Origin of the sequence: Photobacterium lucens (genome assembly GCF_009873615.1) — a bacterium.
GTDB classification, from domain to species: domain Bacteria; phylum Pseudomonadota; class Gammaproteobacteria; order Enterobacterales; family Vibrionaceae; genus Photobacterium; species Photobacterium lucens.
Genome location: NZ_SSMG01000338.1, coordinates 1 through 400, shown reverse-complemented (window position 1 = coordinate 400; position 400 = coordinate 1). Strand labels below are relative to the sequence as shown.

The window sequence follows — 400 nt, the reverse complement described above, 5'->3', positions numbered from 1 at the left end:
ATTGTATACTGTAAATTATTAACAAAGAAAAACCGAAGTAATGGCCATATAAAAACCAGCAACTTTTATAGTTTAAATAAAAAAGAGTTAGCCTATAGGGTTTACGGTGAGTCAACCACCGTAAATAAACCTAAAGAAGAAAATAATAGTGAGAAAGAATACTTAGCAGAAGATGGTAACTATTACAAATCACCTACAGAATATTACATCCACAAGAGGAGTATAAATGAAACACTCAAATGAATGGCTTGAATTGTACTACGCATTTAAGCTTATGCAAACTAAAAAACCAAGCATAACGATAGGTGAATTTTGTAGAAAATACACTACTAAAGCAGATACCAGTATTCGCAGAGCATTTAAAAAGATAGAAAAAGAAATCTATCTTAAATTGAATAAA

Annotated in this window: 1 protein-coding gene; it reads left to right on the top strand. The window is 29.8% G+C overall.

Annotated elements, in window-relative coordinates; translation table 11 throughout:
- Positions 1–243: hypothetical protein (locus E5A76_RS20520; RefSeq protein ID WP_222932523.1), on the top strand; the 243-nt coding region annotated here is incomplete at its 5' end.
- Positions 244–400: the final 157 nt, after the last annotated feature.